The organism is Phocaeicola sp. RTP21198st1_B8_RTP21198_201120 (assembly GCF_040929485.1).
GTDB lineage: Bacteria > Bacteroidota > Bacteroidia > Bacteroidales > Bacteroidaceae > Phocaeicola > Phocaeicola dorei.
Genome location: NZ_JBCOCI010000004.1, coordinates 118204 through 145176, shown reverse-complemented (window position 1 = coordinate 145176; position 26973 = coordinate 118204). Strand labels below are relative to the sequence as shown.

Annotated in this window: 22 protein-coding genes; 2 read left to right on the top strand and 20 right to left on the bottom strand. The window is 42.5% G+C overall.

Annotation, left to right across the window (positions count from 1 at the left end; all coding sequences use genetic code 11):
* Positions 1-19 precede the first annotated feature (19 nt).
* The 9 genes from AB5935_RS03935 to AB5935_RS03895 all read right to left on the bottom strand — a co-directional run bounded on the left by AB5935_RS03935 (position 20) and on the right by AB5935_RS03895 (position 8356).
* The gene (locus tag AB5935_RS03935; RefSeq protein ID WP_368327327.1) at positions 20-781 is read right to left on the bottom strand and encodes a hypothetical protein; all 762 of its coding nucleotides are present in this window, start codon (positions 779-781) and stop codon (positions 20-22) included.
* On the bottom strand, positions 778-1671 hold the full coding sequence (locus AB5935_RS03930; protein ID WP_007833911.1) for a beta-1,6-N-acetylglucosaminyltransferase: 894 nt from the start codon (positions 1669-1671) through the stop codon (positions 778-780). Before AB5935_RS03930 ends, AB5935_RS03935 begins: the two co-directional genes overlap by 4 nt.
* Positions 1671-2582 carry a glycosyltransferase family 2 protein gene (locus tag AB5935_RS03925; protein ID WP_007833909.1) on the bottom strand — a complete coding sequence of 304 codons (912 nt, stop codon included), beginning with the start codon at positions 2580-2582 and terminating at the stop codon, positions 1671-1673. The genes AB5935_RS03930 and AB5935_RS03925 overlap by 1 nt, the downstream gene beginning before the upstream one ends.
* A gap of 227 nt (positions 2583-2809) precedes the next feature.
* The gene (locus tag AB5935_RS03920; protein ID WP_038612067.1) at positions 2810-3709 is read right to left on the bottom strand and encodes a glycosyltransferase family 2 protein; all 900 of its coding nucleotides are present in this window, start codon (positions 3707-3709) and stop codon (positions 2810-2812) included.
* A gap of 14 nt (positions 3710-3723) precedes the next feature.
* The gene (locus tag AB5935_RS03915; RefSeq protein WP_005844246.1) at positions 3724-4476 is read right to left on the bottom strand and encodes a lipopolysaccharide kinase InaA family protein; all 753 of its coding nucleotides are present in this window, start codon (positions 4474-4476) and stop codon (positions 3724-3726) included.
* Between the two features lie 15 nt (positions 4477-4491).
* Positions 4492-5208 carry a hypothetical protein gene (locus tag AB5935_RS03910; protein ID WP_008666588.1) on the bottom strand — a complete coding sequence of 239 codons (717 nt, stop codon included), beginning with the start codon at positions 5206-5208 and terminating at the stop codon, positions 4492-4494.
* Between the two features lie 83 nt (positions 5209-5291).
* On the bottom strand, positions 5292-6398 hold the full coding sequence (gene glf, locus AB5935_RS03905; protein WP_005850118.1) for a UDP-galactopyranose mutase: 1107 nt from the start codon (positions 6396-6398) through the stop codon (positions 5292-5294).
* A gap of 2 nt (positions 6399-6400) precedes the next feature.
* Positions 6401-7324 (bottom strand): lysophospholipid acyltransferase family protein, encoded by a 924-nt coding sequence (locus tag AB5935_RS03900; protein ID WP_007833904.1) that lies wholly within the window; start codon positions 7322-7324, stop codon positions 6401-6403.
* The gene (locus AB5935_RS03895; RefSeq protein WP_038612063.1) at positions 7325-8356 is read right to left on the bottom strand and encodes a glycosyltransferase family 9 protein; all 1032 of its coding nucleotides are present in this window, start codon (positions 8354-8356) and stop codon (positions 7325-7327) included.
* A gap of 104 nt (positions 8357-8460) precedes the next feature.
* Here AB5935_RS03895 and pdxB point away from each other — a divergent pair, with 104 nt between their 5' ends.
* Positions 8461-9486 carry a 4-phosphoerythronate dehydrogenase PdxB gene (pdxB, locus tag AB5935_RS03890; RefSeq protein WP_038612060.1) on the top strand — a complete coding sequence of 342 codons (1026 nt, stop codon included), beginning with the start codon at positions 8461-8463 and terminating at the stop codon, positions 9484-9486.
* A gap of 164 nt (positions 9487-9650) precedes the next feature.
* Here pdxB and AB5935_RS03885 read toward each other — a convergent pair whose 3' ends face one another.
* The 4 genes from AB5935_RS03885 to AB5935_RS03870 all read right to left on the bottom strand — a co-directional run bounded on the left by AB5935_RS03885 (position 9651) and on the right by AB5935_RS03870 (position 14656).
* Positions 9651-10616, bottom strand: coding sequence for a DUF4249 domain-containing protein (locus AB5935_RS03885; protein ID WP_007841477.1), 966 nt, complete (start codon positions 10614-10616; stop codon positions 9651-9653).
* A gap of 6 nt (positions 10617-10622) precedes the next feature.
* On the bottom strand, positions 10623-13277 hold the full coding sequence (locus AB5935_RS03880) for a TonB-dependent receptor (protein ID WP_038612057.1): 2655 nt from the start codon (positions 13275-13277) through the stop codon (positions 10623-10625).
* Complete coding sequence (locus AB5935_RS03875) at positions 13274-14077, bottom strand: FecR family protein (RefSeq protein WP_007833896.1); 804 nt, start codon at positions 14075-14077, stop codon at positions 13274-13276. Before AB5935_RS03875 ends, AB5935_RS03880 begins: the two co-directional genes overlap by 4 nt.
* A gap of 69 nt (positions 14078-14146) precedes the next feature.
* A complete protein-coding gene (locus tag AB5935_RS03870) occupies positions 14147-14656 on the bottom strand; it encodes an RNA polymerase sigma-70 factor (protein ID WP_007833895.1) in 510 nt (169 codons plus the stop codon).
* 588 nt (positions 14657-15244) lie between these two features.
* On the opposite strand from AB5935_RS03870, the gene AB5935_RS03865 reads away from it, so the two are divergent.
* Positions 15245-15403 carry a hypothetical protein gene (locus AB5935_RS03865; RefSeq protein ID WP_153880852.1) on the top strand — a complete coding sequence of 53 codons (159 nt, stop codon included), beginning with the start codon at positions 15245-15247 and terminating at the stop codon, positions 15401-15403.
* A 142-nt stretch (positions 15404-15545) separates the two neighbouring features.
* Here AB5935_RS03865 and AB5935_RS03860 read toward each other — a convergent pair whose 3' ends face one another.
* The 7 genes from AB5935_RS03860 to AB5935_RS03830 all read right to left on the bottom strand — a co-directional run bounded on the left by AB5935_RS03860 (position 15546) and on the right by AB5935_RS03830 (position 26709).
* On the bottom strand, positions 15546-17255 hold the full coding sequence (locus AB5935_RS03860) for a fimbrillin family protein (protein ID WP_038612689.1): 1710 nt from the start codon (positions 17253-17255) through the stop codon (positions 15546-15548).
* Between the two features lie 26 nt (positions 17256-17281).
* Positions 17282-18265, bottom strand: a complete 984-nt coding sequence (locus AB5935_RS03855) for a fimbrillin family protein (RefSeq protein ID WP_007854719.1) — start codon at positions 18263-18265, stop codon at positions 17282-17284.
* Positions 18266-18356: 91 nt separating this feature from the next.
* The gene (locus tag AB5935_RS03850) at positions 18357-19583 is read right to left on the bottom strand and encodes a fimbrillin family protein (protein WP_007833891.1); all 1227 of its coding nucleotides are present in this window, start codon (positions 19581-19583) and stop codon (positions 18357-18359) included.
* A gap of 51 nt (positions 19584-19634) precedes the next feature.
* Positions 19635-20561, bottom strand: a complete 927-nt coding sequence (locus AB5935_RS03845) for a DUF5119 domain-containing protein (RefSeq protein WP_007833890.1) — start codon at positions 20559-20561, stop codon at positions 19635-19637.
* Entirely contained in the window at positions 20558-21424 is an 867-nt protein-coding gene (locus tag AB5935_RS03840; protein WP_007833888.1) for a DUF3575 domain-containing protein, read from the bottom strand. The genes AB5935_RS03845 and AB5935_RS03840 overlap by 4 nt, the downstream gene beginning before the upstream one ends.
* 540 nt (positions 21425-21964) lie before the next feature.
* Positions 21965-23668, bottom strand: a complete 1704-nt coding sequence (locus AB5935_RS03835; RefSeq protein ID WP_007848064.1) for a SusD/RagB family nutrient-binding outer membrane lipoprotein — start codon at positions 23666-23668, stop codon at positions 21965-21967.
* The gene (locus tag AB5935_RS03830) at positions 23668-26709 is read right to left on the bottom strand and encodes a SusC/RagA family TonB-linked outer membrane protein (RefSeq protein WP_007833883.1); all 3042 of its coding nucleotides are present in this window, start codon (positions 26707-26709) and stop codon (positions 23668-23670) included. Before AB5935_RS03830 ends, AB5935_RS03835 begins: the two co-directional genes overlap by 1 nt.
* Positions 26710-26973: the final 264 nt, after the last annotated feature.

Below are 26973 nucleotides of genomic sequence, written 5' to 3'. Positions count from 1 at the left end.
TTCCCATGTCCTACTATTTTTAGCTTCCATTCGGATAGAGTATGGTCTGTTCAATTTCCTTCCAAATCTTTAAAGCCAGAGAAATTCTTTTAGGTTCTTCTTCCAGTCTGGATACAATAAGTACTTCTTTCTTTTTGTGATTATAGTTGGCTAAATCATAGAAAGAGTGGAATGAAAGAGCATTATGGATTATTCTTATTTTACTATCATCTTTCAAATGAGAGTATTCTAGAAACGGCTTTTTGAAATGAGAGGATAATAAGATAACCTTATCGGCAAAATGATATGACTCTCTATATAAAATAGGTAGTTTTATTATTTTTCTTATCTTTTGATATGGAAAGGATAAAAATTTGCTGATGTTTTTCCTAATGTTCTTTCCTTCTTTTAGTTCTTTTTTAGGATTATCTAAGGTGATGAAATTAATCTCCGTGGCAGGACTTACGTGGAGTGCAAACATTAGCTTGCATTTTTTATTTTGAGACTGGTTTAAAGCAAGTCTTAAACTCTTAGTTAACTTATGCTCTCCTTGATTAATAATGACGTCAATTTTATTTTGTTCTATAAATTGGATTAAATTATTGAGATTGTGATAAGAATTGATTTTAATTGTATTAACGAATTGCTGTTTAATAAAGGATTTGTCAATGTTGTATTTATAGGCAGAGTAACAGTTCACATTATAAAAAGTAGTTAATGCATTTGCAATATTAGCAGTAACTCTTTCAACACCTCCGTATTGTGGCGCAACTTCATTGGTAGTATAAAATAGTATATTCATTTGGGAACTTGTTTTAAATATAATTTTTGAATCTTGTAGACAATTCCCATCTGGTTTGAATTGAATTTCCGTGCAAATATTTTATTAGAGTTAATAAGCGTTTGATAATCATGGTCTTGCCATATATAGGGGCTGCCATGCTCCCAGTCAATTTCCCGCATACTACCGGTATTGGCATTGTTCGTACAATGCATTCTTTCTCGAAAAGGAGAGTTCCATAAAATAGTTTGAATGAATATTTCATCTGCGCAAAGTGTATATTTCATACGATTTAATACAATCTCTTTGTATTGTAATAGATACTTGACTGCGTTTTCGGTAATACTTATCCAATTTCCTCCTTTTTTGAATTCAAAAGTTTGTTTTCTGCGATAATGGCTTATTTTCTGTACTGCTAATATGAGGTTTCGGATTAATGCTGTAATTCCATGTAACAGATGTTCCTTATCTTTTAACCTTTTTGTAAAAAAATAGTATCGGAATACTTTGCGCTCCAAATCACGCTGATGAGCGGCATCCTGCCAAAAGCCTACAAATTCTTTACCGGCATTCTGCTGGAAAAAAGCATGAATGTAATCTTGGCTTTTTATGGGCAAATCCGTTCCGGATAATAAATGATAATAAGCATAGGAACCGTGTGATAAGGCCGTTTCAAAGAGAAGATATTCTACTTGTACTTGGCTGATATCACCCCAATATACTTCGATGGGATTTTCTATTAAATAAAAGCCGGCTTTCTGCATTTTGACTTTTTTTATTTGCTGAAACAGTTCTGTAGCCCGTTTGTCAATATGCAAATAAATGTCATTACGTTCATCGTCCAACATGGAAAGTAGTACCTCCAGTACCGGATATTCATTGTGGGCGATAATCAGAAATGCATGTTTCATTATATATCAGGTTTTAATCTTTTAAAGAAATTAGGAATCGTTACATCCGGAATAATGAATCCGTCTTTGCGAAGTGCTTCAAAATAAGCACTGCCGATAACACGTTCATATTCAGCCTCTAGTTTTCCTTCTTTATGTAACTGATAGAAGTAGCGCCAGTGGCGACCTCCGTGTTTGCCCTTGTGTTGCTCCAGTTGCTTGCCGCCATTTATCATCTTTTCCATAAACTGCTGCTTGCCGCGTATATTGTAATGATATACATGGATATGGCTGTCGGCAGAGTTTTGTGGGAACATGGTTACTTTATGGTTTCCCATTGAAATTTGCAGGTAACCGGCAGTCCGGTGAATGACTTTTTTGTTCTGACGCTCAAACAGCGAATAGAGTGACAAGTCATATTTTTCAGGTTCGGTTACCGCTTTTACAGTCTTATCCCATTGCCAAAAGGGCTTTTCTTCTTCAGGATAGACACTTCTCATTTCACAATTCAGCACATTGGCATTGGTGGCATATAATTCATCTTTCAAATTGCCGGTAGGGGCATACCATAATTCGTCGGCATCGGCATTGATAATCCAGTCGGCCTTATAAATGGTTTTGGCTTTCCAAATCATACGGTCTACCCAGTCCTTTTGTTCATAGTTGGTAGCCTTTTCTTCTATCACTTCTTTAATCCACCCTTTTTGTTTGTATTTACGGATAATGTCCGGAGTTGAGTCTGTGGAGTTATTATCAGTAATGATAAACCCGTCCACTCCCATCGCTTTATGGAACTGTAGATTCTCTTCCAGCATCCCTTCTTCGTTTTTTACCAGCAATGTCATGAATAATTTGACTTCTTTCGTTTGTTTAAAAGCCAAAGGAAATTCGGATATAACGTGCCCTATTTTGGATAGTAATAAATTGCTCATAAATAACCAATGATTATTGATTTCTACCTGTCATATTAGAGATAATTAATACTATTGTCAAAAGAATTTGTTTTATTCTGAACTCATTATAATAGATAACGTAATCCTTAGTTTTCTCATAATATTCTGATATTTAATTATATAACAAATTTACTCTTTTTCTGTAAATATAGTATATAAATGCTAGTTTATTATGAAACATTAACTGGTAAGAGCGTTGCCGTTTTTTAACTCATAATTCCAAGTTTTTCATGTATTCCGTCGCAATAGGCTTTCCATAATCGGGGTATATCTTTCCATTGATAGGCTTTTGCAAACGGACTGGTGAACAACGCGATGAAAATATATCCCATTACTCCGTTGAAGCCGCGAAGATATTTCACTGCTATGTTGCGTCCGTAGTGATGGTTTAAATAAGTTGAATTACGGATCTGATAAAAGCGTTTCCACTTTTTCTTCTTGCTTCGCTCATTCCATGTGTCGTTGGAGAAGAATTTCTCTTTATCCATCAGGGCATCAGGTATATAGAGTATTTTGTACCCTGCCCGTATGGTGCGGAGACAGTAATCTGTATCATCACAGAAAATGAAAAGGTCTTTATTGGGAAGACCTATCTTCTCAACGACTTCGCGGCGGATGAACGGACCTTCGAAAGCTGTTCCCGTAATTTCTGTCGGTGAGGTGATGTGCCGTCCTGCCAGTTTCTTGCTGTACATGGATACAAAAGGATTGCTCAGGTTGTATGCCTGGAAGTCATGGGTGAATATTTCTCCTTCGAGCAACCTGCGAGGGGCCAGTATGCCGATATCTTTCTTGTCGGTATACGGCAAGAGTTGTTCCAGACAGTCGGCCCGCGGAAATACATCGTCATCCATGCACCAAATCCAGTCGGCACCCGCCTGATAAGCGTATTGTATGCCTGTATAGAATCCTCCCGCACCGCCCACATTGGTCTGATTGATTATTGTCAGCCCTTCCTGTGCGGCAAGCCATTCCGTTGTACCGTCCGTGCTTCCGTTATTTACTATTACAATGGAAGATATCGGCTTGTTTTGTTGCAGACAACGAATATTTCTTTTCAGAAGTTCCATTCGGTTGTAGGTTACAACTACGGCTATAATGTTCATGATGCATTTAGTTTTTAGTAAAGGTTATCTATTTTTCCCGGCTGTACGCTTCTATAGGCTCTCATGAGCTCAAAGCATTTTTCCACATCAAAGTTCCGTGCCTTGGCGTATTCTTCTGCCATCCATCGGTGCATTTGTGGAGTTGCCGGCAGGCGTTCAAAGTTTTTGCAGCCGGTCTTCATATCTATGGGGCCGATGTACATCCGGTTCAAATCGACAATTTCTATTGTTATGCCATTGGGAGTTTTCTGAAACAGGATGTTGGCACGTCCGTAGTCTTTGTGGGCGTATCCGTGTTCGTGAAGACGGGCGGTCACTTTGCCTATGGCGCGGAATACTTCCTCGGCGTAGTCGAATTGCTGTGTGAACAGGTTGTCGTAAATGTAGGGGCAGGTGGAGAGGAGGCTGATATAATAACTTTTATCGAACAGCAGCCCTGAACGTATATTCATATATCCCACCGGTTGCGGAGTGCCTACACCTATTTTCAGCAGCATTTCTGCATGGTCGTAAGAGCGTTTTGCCTTGGATGGACGAAATATGCCATATACAAACCGGTTGATAAGGTGGGGGCTGTGAAAGGATTTGATAACATATTCTTTGCCATTGTATTCCATTTTCCGCAATTCATTGCGCCCTTGGTGAATAACAGTACCTTCATTCCTTTGGAAACGTTCGGGAATGGATACTATAAATTCTTCCAGATTTTTGAAATCAGGGTGAATCACTAAGGTGCGGGGATGAAACAAACGCTCTGTCTTGCTCATATCATTATAATAGTGTTAAATTTTGTCTAGTCCTTTGGTATATTTCAACCAGTAATATTTTAAAGGATTCTTGTATTTCAGTTGTTTCCACGGACGGCTGCTATGGGGCCTGTGCCATACGGGCAACGTGGTGAACAGGTAGTTTTGGAAACCTCGTTTCAGTGACTCGTGCGAGATGGTCACATCATACCAGTTCTTGCTTGGGTCTAATGTTTGAAAGTCAAATGCTTTCAGCAGTCCGGGGGTGAGTAGTGAACAGCAGAAGCTGCAATGCTTTTTTTCCGGGTACACTTGATTCTCGTGTCCCTTGGCGTGTAGGTAGGGGTAATTGATTACGCCTTTTTCATCGGTTGTCACAGCTGCTGCAATTCCGCATTGTTTCTGTTGCAATGCTCCATTGTATAGTGATTGCAATGTGTTTTTTTTGACAATAACATCCGATTCCACAATCAGTAATCCTGCATCTGCTTCGATGGCTTCTTTTTGTGCTGTTTGTAACACCAGTAGATAGTTGGGAGAGGGGTGGTCGGTCAGGTCTGATAAGTTGACCAGACGAAAATTCCATTGACGGGCGGCCTCTTCCAGCCGATGGGTATTTTCTTCCGTGCTGAAATCGTTATAGACAGTATAAGTGAAAGGAACCAAAATATCCGATTCCATGATTGCTTTTACGGTTTCAAGCGTGGAGTCAATCGAATCTTTTACGGGTGTTATGATATGAAGGCACTTCATTGGTTTGTTATCTATGTTGTTTGTCAATTTAGGAATATCATGCAAATTTAGCGGAAAACCTTGGGGAGTCCAAGGATTTCCTTTTATTTAAATGTCTTTTTGCATAAGGCGAGGGCGGCGGCTACGGTATCGTCCATGTCGGCGTATGCGTATTGTGCCAGACGGCCTCCGAATAAAACGTCTTTCCGCTCAGAGGCCAGTTTTTTATATTGGCTCATCATTTCGGTGTTCCGCTTGTCGTTTATCGGATAGTAAGGTTCTTTGCCCGGCGCGAAATCATCGGGATATTCATACGTGATTACAGTGGTGGGCTGTGTGCCGAATTCAAAGTGCTTGTGCTCAATGATTCGGGTATAGGGTACCTCACGTTCTGTATAATTGACTACTGCGTTGCCTTGGAAATCCTCTGTTTCCAGCTGTTTATGTTCAAAGCGCAGGCTTCTGTATTCCAGATGTCCGCATTGGTAATCGAAGAACTGGTCTATGCATCCGGTGAACAGGATATTGTCTGCCAATGCGTCCAGTTCATTGCGGTTGCTGAAATAATTGGTGTTGAGACGAACCTCGGTTCCTTCCAGTAACGCATCGATAAGGGCGTTGTATCCGCCTTTGGGGATTCCTTGGTAGCTGTCATTGAAATAGTTGTTGTCATAAATGAAACGGAAAGGAATACGTTTGATGATGAATGCCGGTAATTCTTTGGCGGAACGTCCCCATTGTTTCTCTGTATAACCTTTGATAAGGCGATGGTAAATGTCTTTTCCACATAGCTTTAATGCTTGCTCCTCCAGGTTGGCGGGGGTGGCGATATGGTCAAATTCTTTACGTTGCTCTTCTATCTTGGCCTTGGCTTCCGCCGGAGTCTTTACTCCCCACAGCTGATAAAAAGTGTTCATGTTGAAGGGAAGATTGTATAATTTCCCGTCAAAGTAAGCCAAAGGGGAGTTGGTGTATCGGTTGAATTCGACAAAGCTGTTTACATAGTCCCACACTTCTTTATTGTCGGTATGGAAGATATGTGCACCATATTTATGTACATGGATGCCCTCTATATCTTCACAGTAGATATTGCCTCCGCGATGATTGCGCTTGTCAATTACCAGGCAATGTTTACCTACTCGTTTTGCCTCGTGGGCAAAAACGGCGCCGAACAAACCGGCACCTACTATCAAATAATCATATTTTTCCATAATCACTTAGTTTCTTCCTGTTGTCTGCGCAGCCACTCTTCTTTGGTTCTTTTCCAGCGGTTATGGCTCCAGAGCCAATATTGGGGATGCGCTTTTATTGTTTGTTCCAATTCTCGGGTAAACAAATCGGTCAATTCAAAATCGGGTACTTGCCGGGGGGTATCGCACAATGGTTTGAGCCGGCAGTGGTAGTATCCTCTTTTGACCCGTGTTATGTCAGCATAATAAATCAAGGCGTCCACTTGCTTGCCTATTTTCTCCGTACCGATGAAAACCGGTGTTTCTTGGTTTAGAAATTCAGTCCAGTGATGTATGCTGTTCCACTTGGGTGCTTGGTCCGAAATAAATCCGATAATTGCCTTTTGCTTTGTCCGTTTCAATTCAATGATGCGGCGCAAAGTCGTTTTCATGGGGATGCATTCGCCTCCGAACTGGTTGCGTAATCTTAGAAATAGTTTGTCGAAAGCCTGATTGTACAGTGGATGATAGATTTGTCCGCAGGATATGTCTTTGGAAATCCAATAAGGCAAGGATGCAATCCATTCCCAGTTGCAATAATGCCCTAAATAGATAAAACAGAAGTCTTTGTTCTTTTTGTTCATGTTTTCCACTATCTCGTCCAGTCCTTCAAAAGTCATTCTTCTCATCAGTTGTTTTTTTGAAATGGAGAATAACTTGAGCGTTTCTACTATATAGTCGCAAAAGAAAGAGTAAAATTGTTTCTCGATTTGGACAATCTCTTTTAAATCTTTCTCGGGGAATGAGTTCGATAAATTATTGCGTATGATTTTACGTCTGTAGCGGATGCAATAATAGAGCGGATAAAAAAGAAGATCGGATATGAAATATAAGAATCGTAAGGGTAGAAGCGAAAGCAAATACCACAAAAAGAAAACGGAATAATATATGAGATTTATTTGTTTCATTTAATTGATGACTTTGTTTATGTGTTCTATTACCATTTCGGGAGTTATGCCTTGCAGACAGGCATAATCTTTTCTATAACAGTGCTTTTCTCCGGATAAGGAACAAGGACGGCAGGGCAGGTCTATCTGTATTATGTTTGCCGCAGACTGATTCCATCCTGCAAAGCCTGCACAGGGATGCGTTGCCCCCCAAATGGACACAACCGGGATGTTCACTAGTGATGCAAGGTGCATATTGGCGGCATCCATTACCAGCATGACGTCCATATTGCTCATGAGGGCCAATTCCATATTTATGGTTAGTTTGCCGGCTGTTGAGATGACATTGGGGAAATGTTGGGCCCATTCTTCCAATACTTTGATTTCTTTTTTTCCGCCTCCGAATAAGAAGATTTTTGTATGGTCGCGTGCAGATAAATGTTTGAGGATCTGCTCTTGCTTTGACAACGGATAGATTTTGCCTACATGTGTTGCAAAGGGAGCGATTCCAATCCATGTTTCTTGGTTCTTCTCACCGGTTAACGGCGCCAGGCTGGAAATATTGCCTTTATTCTTTCCGAAAAGGGAGAGGAAACTTAACCGGATGGGGTAACCTATCTGACTGAGCGTATGGGCACAGCGCTGAAAAAAGGAGTCTTGCTCTGTATAAATTTTATGTTTCCGCCGTATCAGTTTTTGCAGTTCCCGCCTGTTCTGCTTGATGTGGGCTGCTTTTATGCCTGCCAGACGAAAACGCCAGCAAAGAAAACGGCTGCGGAATGTGGGCTGGAAAGCGGCTACGGCATCAAATTTTTCTTCTTTTAAATCATTGTACAGCCATCCCAGACCCATTAATCCGGCATGTTCTCCTCTGAAATCTGCTCCACGGAAAATAACATTGTCCGGCACATTCTCGAATAAGGGGGAGAATGTGTCTATGCTCAGCACCATGATTTGATGCTGGGCATATTGCGTAGCCAATGAGTGAATGACCGGGATTGCCATTGCCACATTATTGATGGATGAAAAGCAGATTACAAGAATCTTGGACATAACAGCTGTTTTATTGAATGTACAAATCTATGCAAAGTTTTCTAATCAGCCAATTATTATTCGGTAAAAGTGTCTACCTTTGTTCCCAAGCAAGTTTTTGAAAGATGAAAATAATTGTAGATAATAAAATACCTTATATACATGAAGCTGTCGAACAGATAGCCGATGAAGTGGTGTATTTGCCCGGCAGTGGTTTTACCGCCGGGGATGTACGGGATGCTGACGCATTGGTGATCCGTACCCGTACCCGTTGTAACCGCGAACTGCTGGAAGGAAGCAAGGTGAAATTCATTGCTACTGCAACCATCGGCTTTGATCATATTGATGTGGACTATTGTGATGAGGCGGGAATTGTATGGAAAAATTGTCCCGGTTGTAATGCCGGCAGTGTGGAGCAGTACCTGCATTCGGTATTATTATTGTTGAAACGCCGGAAGGGGGTGAGATTGGAAGAAAGCTGTCTGGGTATTGTTGGGGTAGGACATGTGGGAAGCCGTATCCAACGTATGGCGGAGGCATTGGGGATGCGGGTCTTGCTGAATGATCCTCCACGTACGGACCGGGGGGAAACAGGATTTGTGGATTTGTCTGTGCTGGCACGGGAATGTGATATAATAACCTTTCATACTCCGCTGAACAGGAATGGGAAATATAAAACGTTCCATCTGGCGGATGCGGATTTCTTTGTCGGTTTGCAACGGAAACCTTTTATTGTGAATACTTCTCGTGGAGAAGTAATGGAGACATTGGCTTTGCTTGATGCGCTGAAGACAGGCCGGATACGTGATGCGGTTATTGATACGTGGGAAAATGAACCGGATATTCACCCGGATTTGTTGCAGAAAGTTTTTTTGGGAACCCCTCATATAGCAGGGTATTCAGCTGACGGAAAGTCGAATGCTACACGGATGGCATTGGAGGAGCTTTGTAACTTCTTCCATATACAGGCTGATTTTAAAATAGTACCGCCCGCTTTGCCGTATATGGATTATTCTTCTGATCCGGAAGAGGCTTTTCTACAGGTGTATGATCCGACTCGTGACAGTGATGCATTGAAACGGCATCCCGAAGAATTTGAACATTTGCGGGGGAATTATCCATTGAGGCGTGAAATTTCTTTTTTACCGTAGGGGGACATTTTAATGTACCCCTACGGTGGCCAGAACTTTTAGTCTGCTTTTGCTGTTTGCATCTCTTCTGCTACAATCTGTTCGCAATCTTCAATGCTGTATCCCGATGCGGGTTCGCTCCAATACCATAAGGCGGGAGTTTGTTGTAATGTATCCATAATCAATTATTTTTTAGATGGGTTATTCAATGTTATAGTTGTTTCCGAATGTTGGTTACCGCCCAGAATGCCGGTTCCTCCCTCCACATTGCTGTAAACCCGTAGAGGTTCGGCTAGTCCAATGTTACCCAAGCCTCCTTCTAACGTGCTTCCGGCAATTTTTTGTAAGGACAACAGGTATAAAAAGTAGGATTCGGAAAGGGAATAGATGGAAATGATTCTTTGTTCTGTTTCGTCTAACTCTGCCGTTGTCTCTTTTATTTGTAAAGTATAGGTTTGTCCGTTAATGCTTTGGTCGGTAAAGAGGGCTCCTCCTCTTTTTTCCAATCCGTTGAATGCCATACTTTCGTCCAATATGGCATCCTGTTCCTTGAATACAGGATCTATATAATCTATTTTTGTTTCGTAGTAACCGTAATAGCCCGTTTTTATTTGTGTGATTTTGGCCAGATAATAATTGTTCTTTTCCGGAAATTCATCAAACGTGACTTCATAGTATATTTCAAAATAGTCGGAAATTGTTCCTTGATAAACTCCGTTACCTTTTTTTATTGTATGACTGGCGTTTTTTATAGGTACTTTCTTTGGTATGATATCTTCTGCCGTTACTGTACCATATTCGGGGGTGGATGCAACAATTTTTATCCGGTCTCCTTCTGCCGGGATTGTATTTGAAAGGAATAAGGTATCCGGCTGGTCTGGGTTCCGGGGATTATTCAGTGTTTTCCATTGCATGGTTTCTATGTATTGATTGTTGATATAGAGCTCCACATGGGCGTGAGGGAGATTGACATAAGGCTTCTTGTCTGGATAGAACCAGGTCCGGGTGATGGAGGCCATTACCACTGTGTCGGGGGATACTACACTGTTTATTACCATTTTGGGCGTAGTGCGATATTCGTCCAAATCTATTTTTCGATAACAGGAGGTAAGGAACACTCCGAGAAGTAATGTATATAGCAGATGTTTCATAATCATTTAAAATTTATAAGTGTAAGAAACTGATGGTATAATGGGAACTATGCCCAGGGTATAGAAGCAGTCGTTATTATACCACCATCCTTTGCGTATGCTGACGGGTGCCATGTAGGAATAGACATTGTAGATGCTGATATTCCATATTCCCATCCGGTTCTTTTTCTTTGGCCGGTAAATATTGATGCCCAAGTCGAGTCTGTGATAGGCGGGAAGTTGGAAATTATTACGTTCCGTATAATAGTCTAATCCGCCTGAATCTATATAAGGAGGAACCAGGCTGCCTCCCGGAAACGGATGTTGGGGAGAAACGGCCTGGTAGTTTTCGAAAGAAACCGTGAGCCGGTTACCGGTTGCGTAGGTCCAGCTTCCGGTCAACTCCAGTTTGGGCTTGATTTTCCAATTGGCTATTATATTGAATTTATGCCGGTTGTCGAATTTGGCAGGAAAACGCTTGCCTTTATTTATCTCAGTGAACTGTCTGTCATTCCAGCTTAGAGTATAACCTGCCCATCCGGTTATTTTTCCTTTTTCTTTGCGGGCAATAAGTTCTACGCCGTAAGAACGTCCTTTTCCTTGAGTCAGTTTATCTTCCCAGCTGGTGGAAGGAGGGAGAAACTGGTAGTTGTCTTTATAGTCCATCAGATGTTTCATCCATTTATAATATCCTTCTATGGAGAAAGAGTAGATTTTGTTGCCGGTGGTGTAATAAGCTCCTACAGCCAGTTGGTCGCTCTGCATCGGTTTCAGCTTGCGGCTGACCGGTATCCATGTGTCTGTGGGCAGGTTGATGTAGCTTTCATTGACTTGATGTACATATTGGCTCATCCGGGTATAAGAGGCTTTGAGGCTGAGTTGCGGATTGATCAGGAAACGACTGGAAAAACGGGGCTCCAGAGAAGTGTACGTTTTTCCGTCAATGGTGTATAGTCCGAGGTGAACCCCGGCGTTCAAACGTATTCTTTTGTTCATTTTCCAGTCTTCTTCCATATATATGCCTAATTCATGTGCAGGTAGGGCAGTGTCGTTGTTTTGTCTGGTCTGGGTGGTCATACCATTGGAAAAATACGATTTTTCGTCTACGGGATGAAAACGGTGGTAAATATAATGAGTGCCGAAATGCAACTGATGGGAAGCATTGGGGCGGAAATCGAAATTGGCTCGTATGCTGAGGTCGTCAATGCGGTTCTGGGTTGAACTTTCCTGTGATACGTAGTTGGCTTCTGTTCCTTGGTAGTAGTCTCCTTTCAAGGTGGAAGAGTAGTGGGTAAAGGCGGCATTCACATTACCGAAGAGTTGGTTGTTGAATACGTATGACCAGCCGGTAAATGCCATGATGTTTCCCCATCGCAGTTTGCCGGTGTTTCTGCTTTCATATCCGTTGTCACCTTCTCTTTTTTCTCCTCCCTTCAAAAAATCGTTTCCCCAGTAAAGACCGGCATATCCGCGGCTGCGGTCATTGAACTGGTGGTTGAGTTTAAAGTTCATGTCGGTAAAAGCGTATCGTGCCACTATTTGGGTTTCTCCTTTATTTCTGGTAGCGTTCCAGATGGCGATGGTTGGGGCCGAAAGCGCGTCAATCCATGAACGGCGTAATGCAAAGTTGAATGAGGTCCGGTCTTTGACCAACGGACCTTCCAGATTCAGGCTGCCTGAGGTCAGTCCCAGCATGGCGCTTCCGTGATATTCTTTCATGTTGCCATCCTTTGTATGGATATCGACTACGCTGGACAGTCTTCCTCCGTAACGGGCGGGGAAGGCGGACTTAAAGAATTCTACATCCTTTACGGCTTCGGCGTTGAAGGAGGAAAACAGACCGCCCACATGGTTGATCTGGTATAACGGATTCCCTTCTATCATATAAAGATTGTCGTCTCCATTACCGCCCCGCACATACATTCCTGCCAATCCGGCTGTGCCTGCCGATACACCCGGCAAGGTCTGTAGGGTTTTTATAATATCAGCTTCTCCGAATAATACCGGGGTTTGTTGGATCAGGTCTTTGTTGAGACGGGTATGTCCCATATCGGATGTTTGGACTAATGGAGAAGAGGTATATTCTCCGGTCACTACTACTTCGGCTAATTGCTGGTGGCTGTTCAGCAGAACCGGAAGCAGCGTGTCTTGTTCCAATTGTATGAATGAACGGTGGAAACTGTCATAACCTACATAGGAGATGTTCAGGTATACATCGTTTCCGGCTTCCAGGGTCAGGCTGAAAAAGCCGTCGGCGTTGCTGGTTGTTCCTTGATGGCTTTTAGCATCATAGATGGAGGCGCCTATAAGGGACTCTGAGGAGGATTTGTCTCGTATGAAGCCGCTGATTACAATGTTTTTCTGTTTTTTCTTGAGGATGATGTATTTGCCTGATTGTATATATTCTACGGACAGTTTTTGAAACAGAATGCGCAAACAGTGGGATAACGGCTGGGCGGTTATTGTTATATCTATCGGTAACAGATGTTTTGTTAAAGAGGATTCATACGAAAAGGTTACACCTGTCTGCCGGGTGATTTCTGCTAAAACTTTACGGATGGGGGTTTGTTTCATATCTAATGTTACGAGGGGTTCGTCATGTTCTGTTCCTTTTGCCTCAATGCAAATGTGCATGAGGCAAAGGAGCAGAAGAAAAGAAAATTTAGAATGGAATTGCATCATTGGGTTATGTCTAGTTTTGTATCTAGTGTTTGGTTTATGATTTCAATTATGTCTTCTATCGGAGTATTGTCAAAGGTCGTGGTCAAATAGTACTCTTTTTGTGGAATTCCGCCGATATGGACCTTATAGACTTCTTCTAGTTCTTTTACTACCTTTTTCAAGGGGGCTTCATTATAAACAAACACGTGAGTCTTCCATGCAAAAGTGTTGGGATCACTTTGCTTTTCTATTTGCATTTGTCCTTTTTGGTTAATGAAAGCATACATGCCTTTTGTCAGGATAGCTTCTTTTTGTTCTTTGTTATAAAAACGGACTTTTCCAGACTCTACGGTTGCCGAAGTTTGATTTGCATTTGCCGTTACTTGGAATTGCGTACCTAGTACTTGTATGTTTGCCAGTTCGGTCTGTACCCTGAAGGGACATTGTTCTTGATGTGTGACTGAAAAATATGCTTTTCCGTTTAAAGTGACGTTCCTGTTTTTTTTGCCGTATGCCAAGCGGTCATACTGTAAGGCCGAATTCTCTGCCAGCGTAATATGGCTGTTATCCGGAAGCGTGACTTCTTTGACAGCGTGTGCGGATGAGGCAATGACAATCCAATCTTGCCTGTCGTATATCCACCACCAACTGAATCCGGCTATCAGGAAAGTGACAGCGGCGATAGTTATTAGTCTATATAATAAGATAGAATTATTTTTCTGTTTGCCGATACCTAGTTTTTGCCAGGCTTGTGTCGTGTCCAGCCTGTTTTCCCGATAGAACCGGGCTACAAAACGAATATCTTTTTCTTCTTTCTCCATGCGATCTTTTTTCTTTTTATTGTTAAGACAGGGAAAAGACAAAATCCCCCTATTCGCTTGCCGATTTTTTTATCCGAAGAAAAAAGTATATATTTTAATGGCTGTTTCTCGTAATGTTTTCAGTGCCTTACTGATTTGATGTTCGACTGTCTTTATAGAAATACCCAGCTCGGTGGCAATTTCCTGATAAGTAAGGCCGTCACGTTTGGAAAGCAGAAAGATCTTTTTCCGTTCGGTAGGAAGGTGGTCGATAGCTGTCCATAAACGAGCATCACGTTCTGACCGGATGATGCGTTCTTCTTCTGTTAAATCTTCCAAGTCTGTCAGTTCGGTTGTTTCACAGTGTGTTTGCCGGTTGGTTACCAGTGTGAGTGAGCGGTTACGTACAGTTTGGTACATATAAGCTTTCAGATTTTGAATAGATGTGCCTCCGACAAGCTTTTCCCATACATCAGAGAAGGCTTGTTGGACGATGTCTTCTGCGTCATCCAGATTTTCAGTATAGCGCAGGGCATACATATTCAGCGGACGGTAAAGACAGCGAAATTGGTATTCAAATTCCTTTGCCGATAGTTTCATATTACGTTTTTATGTAAACAGAGGCAAACTTACGGCTTTTTTTTCGGTAGTCAAGCGATACGAGGTGAAAAGTCTTTAATTTCATAGTCAGTGTAAGGGATATCGATCTTGAACAAAAAACATTTTTCCCTTTTATATTATTTTATTCTGTCACCATATCTTGTTGTAAATCAATATAATGCCGTGCGAATACTTTTCGAATTCCACTGAAACGGTTTGTAGTCCTGCTTCTGCTTGCTTTTCATACGGCAGAAGCAGGTTTTCTTCATGCGTGTGTCTTTTCTGCAGCTGTTTTCCGGCAAGAGCATAGGCGGATTTGTGTTTCTATCCGGCGGCATCCGAAATATCACCTTGGTGAAGCGCTTCTTTCACCTGGGTGAAGCAAGTAGTTCACCTTAGTGAAATGGCATTTTCACTAAGGTGGAATAATGGATGGAATGGGGTGGCTGTATGATAACAGCCTTTAGTTAATGTGATTAGCGTTCACTGTACCGGCTTCGGAATTTAGTATCTGCATACCGATTAAAAGGGATATGGGATCTTTCTCCCGAGAAGTCTCCAGAAAAGGCACATTAAAAGCATGGCTTTATGTCAAAGCTGTGGCAGGCTATCCGCCTTAACAGAGCCTTAAAGGGCATAAAGCGGTTATGGAATAGAATACCAGACGGGCTGATAGCTGGTACAAGCCCCCCCCCTTATGCACGGGTGGCATCGTTGGTACGCTCGTTGCAGAATGGTTTTGAATAATTTGCCAATGGGTCAATGTGCTAATATGCCAATTGGCTGCGCTCTATTCCGCATGATAATTGGCATATTAGCACATTTGTGAATTAATTCATTATTAATCAGTTATACGATAACTCTTATATCGAAGTTACGTTTTTGATAGTTAAAAAGCGAAGAAAGGACGAACGTTATATCCGGAATCGGAAAGCTTGCTGTAAGTTTTGACAGCTACTCTTTCCCAAAAAACGCCATCGAGCATCTCAAAGTGCCAAATAAGAATCCAGGTATCTGTCGCTACATTGGATTCGGTGGTGCATCTGAAAATGTTTCTGTTGCCGACAATTTCTCCCAACGTACTTCCGGCTTTGGCTAATTGTTTACTTATTTTTTCTCTTGTTTCGGTTCCATATATCAGAGTTTCTAAACTGTATGCAGACTGTCTTTCAAATGTTCTCGGAGATTTTCCCCCTATATTTATGAGCAGATCGAACCATTGACCTATACTCGGCATGAACCACGGACTGCATATATTTTCGTCATTCGGTATTTTATTTTTCGTCCGATAATCTTTTATCTTAAAAAAAGCTTTGTATGTATTCTTAAGTTGAGTATCATCATGAGCATTCAATATCACTTGCGTTTCAGAATAGCCATTCATGTTATTCTCCAGTAAATCGTTTGTTGTCATATTAGGGATATCGGGTTCATCTACCTTGTCTCCCCATTTAGCCGCTCCTATGTTTTCCAATCCCATCACATAGGCATGTGTCCATCCTTTCTTATTGCATTCCGGATCGGTCATTTTTTCCGGATCGCAAGTAATTACCATCCCTGCAGCATCTTTGTAGTCGGGGATTGTGTTGCCCTCAAAGACTCCATCTCCGGGGAAAATCTCTATTTTATTGTTTGCCGTGAAAAAAACAAAATCACCGGGAGTGAGTTCCCGTGTTTTCTCTATGGCAGATAACGGGCTTTTCACCTCTAAGGTGTAGCAGCATCCTGCAGTGAACGCTGTGGAGGGGGTGAATGAGTAGGTCAGTGTTTTGTCTGTGCTTGTGCCGGAAGTTGATACATCGGTTATTGAATAGCTCCCGGCTATGGCTGTCGCTGTCTTGGTGGGGAGGACAATGGCACGGAAACTGCCGTCGTCCATTTTGCAGGGAGTGACATTGTTCAGTTTCACGTTTTTGGCTGTGACATCGACAGTCAGGTCTGATAATGTTCCATTGTTGCGATAGGTGAAGACTGCATCCGCGGGTGGAACATATTTGAAATGCGCTTGTGGCTTCAATATCAGTAATGCGAACCGATGCTCGAATTCAAAAGTCAGGGTTTCCTCGCTGACCTTTCCTACGGCGGTCATCAGGTCACAGGCGGTATATTCATCGGAACCGGATTGATCCGCTCCGGGTTTCAGCTTTTCGTTGTCCACTAGTGAGGTCATGATTTCGTCCGTGGTTTTACCGGTATCTATCGTGACACCTTCCTTGTAGGGATAGTACGCGATATAGTCCATACCTTCATTCCAATAGAGCGAAGTGCCGGCAGGAGGAATCCACTCACCTGTGTCAATGCCTGTTTTCTTATAAGTCAGTTTGATGTTGTTGACGGCATCTGCTATCGCATTATTTTTAACGGCGAAAATGCCGATGGCGTCTCCTGCACTAAACTGCGTTTCGGCTCCGTCTTCCAAGGGAGTACGTGCAAAGGGGGAGCCGGATATGGAGAGATGATTGAAATTGCTTGCCGTGGCTTTCACGATGAGGGGCGTCTGGTTAGTTCTTTTGCCATCCTCTGGGTCGTTTTCGTGCGTACATGCGCCACCTATGACAAGGAGGCCGCATAATACCGTGACGATAAAAGAGTATTTCATATGTATATATAGTTTTTCTTTCAGATTCAATTAATTGTTCCGTCTACAGATCCCTGACCGCCATTCCCCCATGTGGGATGACTTTCTGTTGTGGCAGTGACTACTTTTTTGTCTATGCCGATGGTGTAGCTCACGAAAGCCCCCGACAGCCATTTGTCAAGTGAAGGTAAAGGCTGATTGGTCAACGTGACGGTTTGCGTTCCTTTGATTCCTATGTATGTATAGGTGATGTTGAATGTGTTTCCTATATTTGTGGGGAGCAGGAAGTAGGTACATAGCATAGCTTCCTCCGGAGTACTTTTATCCGGTACGGACAGGGATTTTGTGGTAGCGGTAAATGTTTCGGCAGTAACCGTTGACGGATAAGTCCAACCGAAACCCTTGTCGTCATCGTTTGCCGGCACATGAAAAGCCAGTGTCCCGCTTTTTGCTCCCGTAATGGAGAAAGCTGTGATTACCTTTCCCGTTATGTCGTCATTACTTTTCACATTGAAAACCACCTTGGTAAGTGCGTGTTGCATTTTGAAATCCACACTGCCCCCGTTTTGGTTTATAATGGGGGTGGCGGCAAGCAGGTCCACCTGGTCGGCTTCTGCTGTGGGTGTAGTGTAAGTGAATGAAGGATAACCCTTTTGGATTGCGTTGCTCGGCGTAACGCCCGTGGCATTGTGGGGTGCATAGGCAAAGAAACTGATTTTATCCGAATCATTGTTTGGCCAATACTTCAGGGGAGTGTATTGCCATGTGCCGTTTTTCTTTTCCACCAGCTGATTGTACATGAAGTTGGGGGTGGAAACTGTTGCGTCAAAGTTGCCGTGGGTAAGACTGGCAAATACTCCGATGGAGGTAAGATTGTCGTTGTTTATATCGCCGGCCCTTGTGGCGGTCGTTACATTGTTGGAGAAGCCTATGGGAACATTTACGGTTTCTGTGCCTGTATCCTTTTCGCAAGACGTGAGTGTCCATGCCGAAAGGATTATAAAAAAGAGTATCTTTCTTAATCTTCTCATTGTTTTATTTATGTGTCAATTTCAATTTGTCGGTTGGTGTGCCCGGAGAAGGACATTCAACCATTCAACCTTATCCGGGCTTATGCAATATTTAATTTACATCAAAATTACCGGTAACGCTACCCCAGTCGTTCACTTTAGCCGCACTTACTTTTATTTCCTTCAGAGAAATAGTGAAAGTGTATGTGTAAAATTTACCTCTTTTCATGTGATTGGCAGGTAATGAAACTGCTGTTTCCAAATGGCTTACTGCGTATTTGGGATTGTCATCGCTGCTATCTGCCGTTTTGGATACAATATCGTAATGGAAGCCAATCTGAATATCGCCACTTGTACATCCGCCGGCACCGTCTGCCGCAACTTCTTCAGCATTATCGTTGATTGGAATTAAGTACAGGTATTGATCTTTTTTGAATAAATCTACCGGAGTTTCTTTGTTCCCTTTTTTCAGAATGATGCCTTTAATGGATTTTTCCGTACCATCGGCCCATATTTCCGTGATCTCCTTCTCTTCCATTTTCATGATCTTTTCGATACTGTAATCGCCTTCAGCGATTGTAGCATTTTCATAGTCCCAATGAAGGTCTTTCCATGTTGCCTTCGTATAAAATTTAGAATTTTCGTTGGTTAATTTATTAGTCTGATCAAAAGACAGGCTCCCTCCCTTTTGGCCTATTATCCACATGTGAGTGATATAGATGAAGCTGCTTGTTCCGTCCAATCCGCTATAGTCAGCGCCTAATTTGGCTTTAAAATTTATTTTAGAAAGTGTATGCCTGAAGTTGAATTGTATGGCCTCATCTTGTGCTGTTTTGTTTAATTCTTCAGCTACAACCAAGTCTACCATTTCATCAATTTTGGTTGCTTCTTTCAATGTGAAATCAATAGAAGGTATGCCGGTATCATCAATTTGGGAAGTCACGATTCCTACACGGCCTCCGGATACATTGCTCTCATAAGGAGCATAGGCAAAGAAAGACACTTTGTCTGTCGTGTTGTTCGGCCAATACTTTGTCGGGGAATAAGTCCATTCATTTGCATTTGTGTCATAAGTCACTTTTTGATTGAACATAAAAGATGGAGTTACGGTTCCTTTAGCCTCATCCCAATTTTTACTCCCTGTGTAATATCCCATAATGCCGAAACCGCCATAATGGGTCTCGTCACATGTTCCTTGCATGGTTGTGGTAGAAACATCTGTGCCTCTGGTCGCCACCCCCGTGTAGACATCGAATCCGACAGCTGGATTACCGACTGTTCTGACCTCCGTAATTTCATTCTGCGAACAACCTGCCACCAGCAACGTTGCTATCGCCATTAATAAATGTTTTGTTCTCATTTTTTTATTGATTAGTATTATACTTTTGTTTTACAAAGGCAATTCTGTGTTTTCTTCTTTCCCCCAGTCGTTTACATCTGCATTGAAACCGGAGTTGGGATCTTTTTCAGGTTCTACATCAGGTATTCGTCCGGGTGTTTTTGCTTCTATATGTAGGTAGATGGCACCTGTTTCATCCGTGTCTTTTGAGATACTCACTTTATCGAAGTTTTGTTCTATCTTAGTCTTTCCGTCTACTAGATTGGCACTCAGGCTCATGCTGTGGTCGGTTTCTTCGTCAAATCCGAAAACACAGATTTCGCCTGTAAGAGTGCCGTCGGTGAAAGATCCTTCGTGGAAGGTCGGGTTTCCTATGGAAAATTCCTGTGTAATCATCTTTTCACCGCATTGGCCGTTGTGCAGCAATATGGAGGCGTGGATGCCTCCAAGGCGGCAAGTAGCATCTTTTATGTTGTTCAGTCCGTCTATGCTAATCTGCACTTTCACTGTGCTTGTCAGCTCGGTAGGGGTGAAGTGCAGTGAGCATTCTATGTTGTCCGTCACTTCAAATCCCTCGATGACGCAGGTTGCCAGCTTTTCGGGTGAGGTAACGCTAACTTCGCTTGCGGAACGATTTTCTATTTGTTTGGCATACGCTTCGAAGGTGTGGAAAGCATTCTCTCCTCGGAAAGCAATGCCGCCGAAATCACTGAATGAACGGTTGAATAAGATCACGTTATAATGTCCTTTGGGCAAACGGGTGATGGCGTGAGTACGGTTGCCCATCAGTACGGTTTGAGGCACTCCTCCATTTTGGGGATAGAAAACGGCCGTCGCGCCATAGGTGTCTTCTCCCTCCAGTCCGGCTTGGCTCCAGTCTGCCATGAGGGTGACTCCCACAACTTCATAGTAGGTAAGTTCGCGCCTATTGCAAGATATGAAAAGCAGAAAGGAAAGCAAGATAAAACGCATTCTCATTTTACACCTCCTTTTACTTTATGGTTTAATATCCATGCAAGGGAGATTTTAGCTTTGGTGGGACCAAACCATGTATATCGTCCGTTGTTTTGCCACAACAATGTCTGATGGTTATCGTTGGCGTGGTAATGTTTGTAATAGGTTCTCAGCACTCCTATTCCGAGGTTGAATTCCAAATGCAGATTTCGGGAAATGCGTTTTGCATATCCGTAGCTGATTCCTGCGGCAATGAAGAATTCTCCTTGATAGCCATTCTCTTTCCATTGCAAATCGTACTTTCCGCCTCCGGCATACAGCCCGGCGAAGTGCCCCGTAAGGATATTTCGTTTCTTCTTGTTGTCTAGCCAGTAACGTGTTTCCAGTCCTCCGGATAATATTTGCATACAGTATTTGTCGTTATCAAACAGCCACCACGGAAACATCAATTCGCCGTTGAGCGACCAACATTTGCCGACGGGAACTTCGACTTCTATGTTTGGTATTAAAGCAATGTCAAACAGCATGTTTGTTTTCAGGGCGAGAAATGGAACCGACTTATTGTATTTCGTTTTTCCGGCTCCATGGTCATTGCCGGTATCTTCATTTCCAATGCCGATATGCTTAGAGTGAACACACGCGGTTTGGGAATGCCCGGGATGTTTCATTCTTTGTTCGTGTATGCTGATATTACTCTTTTGAACATTTGTTTGGAAACATAAAAAACTGTCTTGTCCATGAGTGGGCAGGAAGCAGGCTGTTAGAATCAAAGTTTGCAATAATACGCGTTTCTTCAGTTTTTTTTCACCTGACCATAAATGTGTACTAATGTAATTGCTTGCTACTTTAATAATCAGCAAACTGAGTATATAAAATAACTTTGTCATTCCTAATCAAAAAACGTTCTTAATAGGCAAACGTTTTTTAGAATAATCGCAAAGTTATAATAATAATTTGATAATCAGCAAAGTTTATTCAATTTAATTTATGATAATAGTTCGTTAAGCGTTAAATTAACACTTATGCGGCAATTGCCGTAAACTCTTACTCCCTCCACTTCACCGGTTTTACATCTGGTAGGTTTGTGCGATTAAATCAACCGGAAATATTGTTTTTAGTGAATGTTTCCCGAATTATGCTCGGTGAGCCGGATTATTCATACCGCTTGGGCACTTTTACGCTTTCGCTTGATGATGACAGATGATATGTTTGAAGAATGTAGTAATTGCCAAAAAACTGCCCTGTATCGGGAAGCCGGAACGAACCGAAAGGATATGGTATAGGACTGGCGCAAACCCAAAGTATCCAGAATAAGTGATATGCTGTAAACAAAAATAGGGCAAACCTCACGGCCTGCCCTATCCGAAACTTTAATATGAAATGCCTATTGAAACAAAAATCACAGTTTTTACCTTAAAATATTGCATTTAAAAGTTTCCTTTATCAGCATTGTCCCACCAAAGATGTGTTCCGCCTTTGTCACCGGAGATGCCAAATTTGCTGGAATTTTCTTGGTCCAGAAGTTTGATTCCGCCTTCTACTCCCTTAGCGTTGGCATCATAAGCCTGGCTGCTATAAATTACGCGGCGTACACCTTCTTCTGTGTTTACGGCTCCATTACTTTCATTGACGAATGCAGGAAAGAAGCGTGGATAGCCGGTGCGGCGTTGTTCTGCCCAGCCTTCGGTGGATAGGGGGAATAGGGCGAGCCATTTTTGGGTGATGATTCTTTCCAGTTTTTCTTCGTTGCTTGCGCTCTCATCCCATTTTACACTTAATTTATTTACAGCCGGGGTACTTAATTCGGCTTTGATGGGATCTGTATAGTCTATTTGGGTGCTTGTTCCATTGATGTAGGCGTCTACTGCTCCTTCCGGATATTCTTTGATTCCGGCATAAGCTCCCCGATAAGCTAATTCATTAGTCATGGAAACACGGATTCCATTTTCATATAGGTTCTTTACACTTTCACTGCCAATATCCCATCTTAATTTTGCTTCAGCCAATAGGAAATAGGCTTCCGCTGCTTTCATGATAGGCAGTGGCATGGAATAAGAGGAACCGTTGTTTCCCTGAATCCAACCGGAGAAGCTACCCCAACTGTTTGGTTTGGCAGGCAGGCCGCTGGCAAAACGGATACCCAGATATTGACTATTGGCGGCTACTGTGGTAGTACCGGCTTCGTTTTTGATATCTCCGGTATTCAGGGTCATATATAATGGTTGGCGCGGATCTTTGGTTCCACTCATAATAGTTACCAGATTGGCATTGAATCCACAATCACCCCAATTGAACATCAGCCACATTTCATTCTCAAGACTTTTATCGATCAGAATATCCTTGTTGACTGTTGCCAAGGTGTTTTGGGCAGCCTCGGTAGCGATTGCCTTAAGGTTCATTCCGGCGTTGCTGGCTTCGGTTTCCCGTTTGGACAGGCGTAACGCCATGCGTAGTTTCATCGTATTGGCTATTTTTACCCATAGGTCTTTGTCGCCGTTGCACCAACAGTCAAAGGATTTCAATTTGGCTATTTCATCTGCTCTCATGGCACTGATGTCAGTAATGGCTGTACTCAGATCTTCAAGCATGGCTTTATATAGGTCTTTCTGGCTGTCGAACTCGAAATACACTTCGTTTTCGCCCGACAGGATGGAACTGTAAGGTATCGGTCCGTAGGCATCTGTAGTCATCAATGTTCCGTAAGCCTGTACGATACGCATCACGCCTGACAGACCTCTTTCACCACTGGCGTCGCATTGTGCGATGATGCGGCGGGTGTTGTTGAAAATATGGAGATAATAGTTCTCATACATACCGCCACTATGTCCCCGGTTCTCTCCCATATCACCGTTGGTGAAGTTACCGTTGGGAGTCATAAAGTAACCTCCATAAAGGTCAATGGTCAGGTTGGTCCAAAACTGGAACATATTTTGCTGAGGAGGATAACAGTAGGTCATCGGTTCGGTACATTGTGCGGCAAAAGGAAGATCTGCCGGATTTACCTGGATGTTACTGGTATTCAATTTTTCAAAATCGTCTGTGCAGGAAGAGAAGATACTTCCTACGGTCATTGGGAATGCCATTAAAAAGGCGTATGTTAATATCTTATTCCGTTTCATAGTTTCAAGCATTAGAAGTTAAGTTTTAAATTAAGACCAAAACTGCGTGAGGTAGGCAGTGCAAACATATCTACACCTTGTATACCATTGCCTGTACCTGCTGATACGTCCGGATCCATCGGGGCGTCTTTGTGGAAGAAGAACAAGTTGCGGCCGATGATGGCTGCGGTCAGGTTCTTGCCCGCACCTAACAGGTTACGGAAGGTGTAGCCGAAAGTTACTTCGCGAAGGCGTATATTGGTTGCATCATAAACGTAGTTTTCTACAGCGTATGGACTGTTGAAGTTATTGTTACCGGTGGTGCGATAGTACTTATCGGCATCAAATTTTACTCCGTCTACTGTAATACCGCCGGCGTCACGGGCTTCACCTGAACGTTTGGACACGCCCCAACCGTCTAGAGCCGCTTCGGTCATACCGATCACTTTTCCACCGAATTTAGCATCAATCAGGAATGATAGTGAGAAGTCCTTGTAGCGGAATGTGTTCGTCCATCCCATATTTACTTTGGCATTCATATTGCCTGCGTATTCCAGTTCGTCCATAGAATCACCACTTACGATAGGCTCTCCTTTTTCGTTTTGCAGGGGCTTGCCGTTTTCATCACGCATCAGGTGACGTACATATAAATCTCCGTAGTGGCCGCCTTCTTTCAAGATCACTTTTGCACCTCCGAAATCGGTCAATGTCAGTCCGTTGGGAAGGTCATCTACCAATTCTTTAATCTTATTGTCATTGTAAGAGAAGTTTAGGTTGGTACTCCAACTGAAGTGGTCAGTGAACTGCTCATACCATCCGATGTTGAATTCAAAGCCTTTGTTTTCTACATTACCGGCGTTTACATAACGGTTTCTCAAGCCTGATTCGTAAGGAGCCGCAACGGAGAAGAACTGATTCTTGGTGTTGGTCTTATAATAAGTCAGATTGATATTCAGTCGGTTCTGTAAGAATGTACCGTCAAAACCAATTTCTAAAGAATGAGTTTTTTCCGGCTTCAATGTTCTGAACGGAGCTTTGTCGGGGGGAGTGATAGCACCTTGAGAACCTAGAGAATAGAGCAGATTACTCATGAATACAGGTACGTCATTACCTACGATAGAATAGCTTGCGCGGAATTTGAACAGATCAATGTTCTTACCCATATCTACAAATTTGTTCAGCAGGACACTACCGCCAAAAGAGGGATAAAAGAATGAACAGCTTTCTGTGAAAGCTAATGCCGAAGACCAGTCATTACGTGCTGATATATCAAGGAATATGCCTTCACGATAACCAAGTTGTGCGGTGGCGAATACTGAGTTCAGCCGTTTTTGGGTCATCCAGTTGTCATCTTTGCCCACGGTGGACATATTGCCATAATAGTTGTTCGGAGTAAAGATGTTCGGATAAAAAATGTTTCCGGAACCGGGCTGTGAGAACTGGGAGCCCTCACCCCATAGGTCTACATGAGAGGTTTTGGTTTTTGTAAAACTGGAACCTGCGGTAGCAGATAGAGAAAAATCATTGAATGTATGGTTGTAGCTTACCAAGACATCGCCATAAAGTTGGTCACTGAAATAGCGGTTGTCTTTCATGCGTCCCATCGGATAAAGGTTTCCTACGCTGGATGCGTAAGCATTGTGTACCCAGTGTTCTTCTCCTCTTTCGTAACGCATACGTCCTTGGATATTCAGATCTGGAGTTATGTCCCATTTGATGCTTCCGCCAAATTCATAGCGGTTACGGTCAGTGATCGGGGTCTGTCTGTTTAACATCCAATATGGATTACCGAATTGCTGTTGTTGTGTATTTGTCCAGTTTTGGACATAGCAGCCTCTTGCGGGATCATATACCTCGAAGTTCTCTTTATAGCCATTCCAGTCTTCTCCTCTAGGGAAGAGATAAACACCGGTCAGCGGATTCCATAAATAGCCGGCAGCTGCCTGATTGGTGATGTGCTGGTTGGTAAACTTGGCCGTGAAATCAATATGAATGTCTTTCAGAATATTGAAACCTACTTTTGAATTCAAATTGTGGCTTCGGTAGTCATTCTGGGGAGTGATACCTTGTGAATAGACATTGGCATAGGAAAAATAAGATTGGATGTTTTCATTACCCCCGCTTAAGGAGATAGAGTTATTCGTTGTAAATCCGGTACGGAAGAATTTTTTTGCATAGTTTGGAGCTTTGCTGCTTAGTTTCTCACCCCAGCTGAAAGTACCGTTGTCGCTCATCCCATAAGTAGTCTGGAATTCGGGTAGCACCATTGGGCTCTCCATTGTGGTGTTGCTGGATACATTAACGGAAACTTTACCCGACTGTGCTGATTTGGTGGTAATCATAATGGCGCCATTGGCTGCTACCGCACCATAAAGTGCTGCTGCCGATGCACCTTTCAGCAAGGTGATTTGGGCGATGTCGTCCGGATTGATTGTAGACATGGCGTCACCACCGTCTCGCTGGCCTCCGTAGTTGCTGTCTACCTGTGAATTGGTGATATTCATCATGACAGGAACTCCGTCTACTACTACTAATGGCTGGTTATTACCGCTGATGGACTTATTGCCACGGAACAGAATCTTGGAAGAACCGCCGGCTCCGGTTGAGTTCGGTGTAATCATCATACCGGCACTTTTACCTTGCAGGGAGTTAATCATATTGACGCTCTTGATGTCATTAACGTCTTTACCTCCTACTGTTTGCGCAGAATAGGTTAGTGTCTCGGATTGTCGTTTAATACCCATTGCCGTCACTACGACTTCACCCAGTGTTTCTGTGTCCGATGTCATTTTTACGTTGATTACTGTACGTCCGTTTACAGGTTCCTCGATGGTTTTCATACTTAAATAGGAGAATACCAGAATGTCTTTGTCGCCGGCTTGCAGGGTATACTTTCCGTCGAGGTCGGTCACTGTTCCGATAGTTGTACCTTTAATTAATACGTTTGCGCCGATCAGAGGTTCGTTAGCGTCTTTATCTATTACAGTACCGCTGACTGTATGCGTTTGTGCATACAATGCTGTTACAAACATTCCCAATAGGAATGTCAGGAAAAAAGTAAAAATTCGTCTCATAAGGTTAGATTTTGAGGTTCGTTCTTAATTAGATTTTTGTTTTTAGATTAAATAATAGGTTTGTTGATAATTGGGTATGTTTACCCAATAGGTTTGATTTGATAATTTTTCGCATAGGCATTCAGTTTAAGGTTAACTTATCAAGGTTTATTTATTAAGGTTTCTGTTAATCTCTCTTTAAGTCGGTCAACATTATTAATACAAATATCATAACCGGGTTACTAAACAAAAACTTATATTTTTTGTATTTTATCTCATTCTTGT